This is a genomic window from Streptomyces sparsus (assembly GCF_054776295.1).
This window is the reverse complement of record NZ_BAAHCA010000326.1, coordinates 1-4,939: the sequence shown is the minus strand read 5'-3', so window position 1 is coordinate 4,939 and position 4,939 is coordinate 1. Positions and strand designations below refer to the sequence as shown.

Annotated in this window: 5 protein-coding genes; all 5 read right to left on the bottom strand. The window is 74.8% G+C overall.

The features are described 5' to 3' along the window. Nucleotides 1-140: 140 nt before the first annotated feature. The gene (locus tag ACYVE9_RS15555) at nt 141-1,640 is read right to left on the bottom strand and encodes an alkaline phosphatase family protein (RefSeq protein ID WP_461028443.1); all 1,500 of its coding nucleotides are present in this window, start codon (nt 1,638-1,640) and stop codon (nt 141-143) included. Further along, nucleotides 1,637-2,902 carry a metabolite traffic protein EboE gene (gene eboE / locus ACYVE9_RS15550; RefSeq protein WP_461028442.1) on the bottom strand — a complete coding sequence of 422 codons (1,266 nt, stop codon included), beginning with the start codon at nt 2,900-2,902 and terminating at the stop codon, nt 1,637-1,639. The genes ACYVE9_RS15555 and eboE overlap by 4 nt, the downstream gene beginning before the upstream one ends. A 4-nt stretch (nt 2,903-2,906) precedes the next feature. Next, the gene (locus ACYVE9_RS15545; RefSeq protein WP_461028441.1) at nt 2,907-3,764 is read right to left on the bottom strand and encodes a TatD family hydrolase; all 858 of its coding nucleotides are present in this window, start codon (nt 3,762-3,764) and stop codon (nt 2,907-2,909) included. Further along, nucleotides 3,764-4,354 carry an EboA domain-containing protein gene (locus ACYVE9_RS15540; protein ID WP_461028440.1) on the bottom strand — a complete coding sequence of 197 codons (591 nt, stop codon included), beginning with the start codon at nt 4,352-4,354 and terminating at the stop codon, nt 3,764-3,766. Before ACYVE9_RS15540 ends, ACYVE9_RS15545 begins: the two co-directional genes overlap by 1 nt. After that, nucleotides 4,348-4,939 (bottom strand): sugar phosphate isomerase/epimerase family protein (locus tag ACYVE9_RS15535; RefSeq protein ID WP_461028439.1); only part of this gene is annotated, 592 nt, incomplete at its 5' end. The genes ACYVE9_RS15535 and ACYVE9_RS15540, both read right to left, overlap by 7 nt.

Here is a 4,939-nt window from a genome sequence, read left to right as displayed (position 1 = left end):
ATGCCGCGGCGGCTCAGCGCGTGCCGCAGGTCTTCGTGTCTGGCCATGGTGGGTCTCCTGTCGGGTGCCGTGCGGGGGACGGTTCCGGGGTGACGCGGGCGGGTGGCGGGGCGGGACAGGTCGGCGGTCCGCGCCGACGGTCAGGGCTGAGGCCGGCTCGGCGCGGAGCCGGAGACGGGGCCGAGGGAGAGGTCGAGCAGCAGTTGCTTGACGTCGGTGGCGGCGACCGGGCCGTCGGCGATGCCGGGGAGCGAGCTGAGCAGCACCGGGCCGTCGTCGTGGTGGGCGGGCAGCCGTCCGTGGCTGCCGCGCACCGGGGCGGGGTCGAGCGGGACCACGGTCATCCGGTAGCGCATGCCGGCCTTCTTGCGGGCGAGTGCGGTGGCGGCGCGGAGCCGGACGTAGGGGTCGCGGGGGTCCATGAACAGCTCGGCCGGGTCGTAGCCGGGTTTGCGGTGGATCTCGACGAGCCGTGCGAAGTCCGGCGCCCGGTCGTCGTCGAGCCAGTAGTAGTAGGTGAACCAGGCGTCGGGGTCGGCGACGGCGACCAGCTCCCCCGCCCTGGCGTGGTCGAGGCCGTGCTCCTTCTTGCCCCGCTCGTCCAGCAGGCGGTCGATGCCCGGCAGGTCCTCCAGCGCGGCGCGGGTGGCGTCGAGGTCGCGGGGGTCGCGGACGTAGACGTGGGCGAGCTGGTGGTCGGCGACCGCGAAGGCCCGCGAGACGGTGGGGTCGAGGTACTCCATGCCGTCCTGGGTGTGCACCTCCAGCAGCCCGGCGCGGCGCAGCGCCCGGTTGATGTCGACGGGACGGTCGACCCGGGTGATGCCGTACTCGGACAGCGCGACGACGGGAACTCCCGCGGCCCGGGCCTCGTCGAGCAGTGGGGCGAGTTCGGCGTCGAGTGCGGCGGCGGCCGCGCGGGCGCGCGGGTCGTCGGGGCCGTGGCGCTGGAGGTCGTAGTCCAGGTGCGGGAGGTAGGCGAGGGTCAGGTCGGGCCGCCGGGTGTGCAGCAGGTGGCGGGTGGCGCCGATGATCCAGCTGGAGGACTTCAGGGCGGCGCGCGGGCCCCAGTAGCTGAACAGCGGGAACTCGCCGAGCAGGGAGGTCAGTTCGTCGTGCAGTGCGGGGGGACGGGTGTAGCAGTCCGGTTCCTTGCGGCCGTCGGCGTAGTAGACGGGCCGGGGCGTGACGGTCCAGTCGGTGTCGGCGCCCATGGCGTACCACCAGCAGATGTTGGCGACGGTGTAACCGGGGTGGCGGGCACGGGCGGCGTCCCAGATCTTCTCGCCGCCGACGAGCGCGTTGTGCTGCCGCCAGAGCAGTACCTCGCCGAGTTCCCTGAAGTACCAGCCGTTGCCCACGACGCCGTGTTCGGCCGGGGTGGCGCCGGTGAGCAGCGTGGACTGGACGGTGCAGGTGACGGCCGGCAGCACGGTGCGCAGCGGGACGTGGGTGCCGTGGGAGGCGAGGGCGGCGAGGCGCGGCATCGCGGTGAGCAGTCGCGGGGTGAGGCCGACGACGTCGATGACCAGCAGCGGTCGGGGACGGCCGGGCCCGGGTGGTCCCGCGGAGGGCACCGGTGCGCTGCCGGGCGCGGTTCCCGGGCGGGCTTCGGCGTCCGGAGTGGGGGCCGGGGTCATGGCAGCTCCTTCAGGCCGAGGTCCACCAGCAGGTCGCGGGCGAAGGCGAGTTCGGCGGCGATGCCGTCGGTGAGCTGGTCGCGGGTGCGGGGACGCAGTTCGGGTGGCAGTGCCTGCCAGGTGTAGGTCTCCACTTCGAGGTGGCGGGTGAGCGGGACCGGCCCGCCGACGAGGTGGTTGAGGCTGTCGCGCAGCACGTCGGTGGTGGCGGTGAGCGGCGGGGGCGGGGCGGTGTGCAGAGGGACGTGCAGGTGGACGCGCCAGGGCCCGGTGGTGGTGAGCGGCCGGACGGAGGCCCGGCCCTCCCCAGGCCCCGCCTCCCCAGTTCCTGCCTCCGCGGCTCCCGCCTCCGCGGCTCCCGCCCTCGTGGGGGCGGTGCCCAGGGCCTGGTCGAGGTCGTCGGTGCCGTGCACGCCGTCGGCGGTACGGGCCCGGGTCTGGTGCAGGAAGCGGGGTTCCACGTACTCGGCGAGGGCCGCCCGCTCGCGGGGGTCGTCCGGGTGCTGGGCGTGCAGGGCGGCGGAGAGCTGGGCCTTGACGAGGGGGACCCCGGCGGTGCGGAGCTGCCCGACGGCGGTCGCCGGGTCTTCGAACGCGGTGGCGAGGTGGCAGGTGTCGAGGCAGACGCCGATCCGCCGGGAGGGCGGCGCTTCCGGCCCGGTGAGGGCGGTGACGGCCTGCGCGGTGGTCTCCACGACGCAGCCGGGTTCGGGTTCGAGGCCCACCCGGATGTCACGGCCGGTGAGTTCGCGCAGGGCGTCGAGCCGGTGGGCGAGCGTGGTGAGGGCGGACGCGGAGCGGCGGCCGTGCTCGGCGCCGAAGCCGGTGCGCCAGCCGAGCGGCAGGGTCGAGATGCTGCCGTCCTGGACGTCGGCGGGCAGCAACGCGGCCAGCAGCCGGGCCAGTTCGGTGGTGTGCTCCAGGCGTTCGGGTTCCGTCCAGTCGGGGCGGTAGACGCGGTGCTTGACCCGTTCGTCGCCGAAACCGCGGTAGGGGAAGCCGTTGAGCGTGACGACTTCCAGGCCCCGCCCGTCGAGTGCGGCGCGCAGCGTGCGCAGTGCCGACGGGTCGGAGCCGAGTTCCCTGGCCGCGTCCCTGGCCAGCCACAGGCCGATGCCGAGCCGGTCGCGGCCGGTGCGGCGGCGCACCGGTTCGCAGTGGTCGCGGAGTTGGGCCAGGACACCGTCGAGGGTCTCGGCCGGGTGCACGTTGGTGCAGTAGGCGAGGTGCACGGTGGAGCCGTCGGGGTGGCGGAAGCGCATGGGTTCACTCCCCTCCGCGACGAAGCGAGTTGCCCTCGTGGGTCGCCGCGGGGGCCACCTCGGGGTGGAGGTCGAGGTCGAGTCGTCCGCTGAGCGAGTAGAAGGCGACGGGGTTGCGCCAGAGCACCTGGTCGACGTCGTCGTCGGTGAAACCGGCGCCGAGCATGGCCTCACCGACGCGGCGGGTGCTGAGCGGGTCGCTGTGTCCCCAGTCGGCGGCGGAGTTGACCAGGACGCGGTCGGTGCCGTGCAGGCGCAGCAGCGCCACCATGCGGTGCGGGTCCATCTTGGTGTCGGGGTAGACGGAGAAGCCGAGCCAGCAGCCGCTGTCGGCGGCGGGGCCGACGGTGGTCTCGTTGAGGTGGTCGAGCAGCGTGCGGTCGGCCGGCAGCGCGGACTCGCGGAGCACGTCGAGGGTCCGCCGCACGCCTGCGGCCTTGTCGCGGTGCGGGGTGTGGACGAGGGCGGGCAGGCTGTGGTCGGCGGCGAGTTGCAGCTGGGTGGCGAGCGCGGTGTCCTCCGCGGGGGTCATGGAGTCGTAGCCGATCTCGCCGACCGCGACGACCCCGTCCTTGTCGAGGTAGCGGGGCAGTTCGTCCAGGACCGGCCGGCAGCGCGGGTCGCCGGCCTCCTTGGGGTTGAGGGCGAGCGTGCAGTGGTGGCTGATGCCGTACTGGGCCGCGCGGAACGGTTCCCAGCCCAGCAGGGCGTCGAAGTAGTCGTAGAAGGAGCCCGGGGAGGTGCGGGGCTGGCCCAGCCAGAACGCCGGTTCGACGACGGCCCGTACCCCGGCGGCGTGCATGGCGGCGTAGTCGTCGGTGGTCCGCGAGGTCATGTGGATGTGCGGGTCGAAGATGCGCATCAGTGCTCCTCGGTGCCGGGCGGGCGGGGGGCTGCGGCGAGTCGGGCGGCGCGGTGCAGGTCGTCGGGCACGGGACGGCCCGCGGCGGTGCGTTCGCGGGCCTGGTCGTGGAGCATGCGGGCGAGTTCGGTGTCCCCGGCGGCGCGTTCGGCCAGCCGGTCGACGGCGGTCAGCGGCACGCCGGTGAAGAGGCACTTGAGTACCGCCTGCCGCCAGGCGGGGGCGGGCAGGTGCCGGGCGCCGTAGGGCCCGAGTGCGGCGGCGACCAGCCGCGGGTCGTTGGTGCGCAGTGCGTCCTCGACGAGCGGCAGCGCGCCCTCCCCGACGGGGAGGTACGGTAACGCGCCCAGTACGGCCAGGCGTTCGGCGGCGGTGCCGTGCTCGTAGAGGCGGGTGAGGGTTTCCGGGCCGGCGTGTGCGGCGTGCAGCAGCAGGACGCGGGCGTCGTGGGCGGCGGCACGTCCGCAGTGCCGGCCGGCCGCGGCGAAGTGGGCTTCCAGGCGCGGCGGGTCGTCGACCGCGGCGGTGAGCCACGCGGACGCCCGGGCGTCGAGCCGGCTGTGCAGGCGGGCCCGCAGGTCGGTCAGCACGCCGTCTCCTTGCCGGCGCGTCGTTCGGCCTCCCGGAGGAAGTGCAGGGATTCCGCGGCGAGTCGGGGGCCGGCGTGCGAGTCGCGGGGCAGTTCCACACCGACCAGGCCGCGGTAGCCGCTCTCCCGGAGCGCCGCGAGCACCGGCGGGAAGGTGATCTCGCCCTCGCCGAACGGCAGGTGCTCGTGCACGCCGCGCCGCATGTCCTCGATCTGGACGTGCCGCAGCCAGGGCGCGCTGTCGCGCACGCACTGCTCGGGCGGTTCGGGTTCCAGGCACTGGCAGTGGCCGATGTCGAGGGTGAGTCCGAGGGACGGGTGGTCGTCGAGTGCGGTGCGGAGGCGGTGGAATCCGGCGAGGTCGGCGAGCAGGTGGCCGGGTTCGGGTTCGACGGCGAGTGGTACCCCGGCGGCGTCGGCGGCGGTGAGCACCTCGGTGACGCCTTCGGTGAGGCGCTGCCAGCCCTCCGTTTCGCCGGTGCCGGGCGGTAGGACGCCGCTGAAGCAGTGCACGGCCCGGGCGCCGAGGTCGGCGGCTACGCGCACGGCGGTGTCCAGCAGCGCGGTGCGGGCGGCGCGGGCGTCC

Excerpts from the sequence above, each read along its gene's own strand:
- ACYVE9_RS15555 (WP_461028443.1), bottom strand. The coding sequence starts at position 1,640 with ATGACCCCGGCCCCCACTCCGGACGCCGAAGCCCGCCCGGGAACCGCG.
- ACYVE9_RS15545 (WP_461028441.1), bottom strand. The coding sequence starts at position 3,764 with ATGCGCATCTTCGACCCGCACATCCACATGACCTCGCGGACCACCGAC.
- eboE (WP_461028442.1), bottom strand. The coding sequence starts at position 2,902 with ATGCGCTTCCGCCACCCCGACGGCTCCACCGTGCACCTCGCCTACTGC.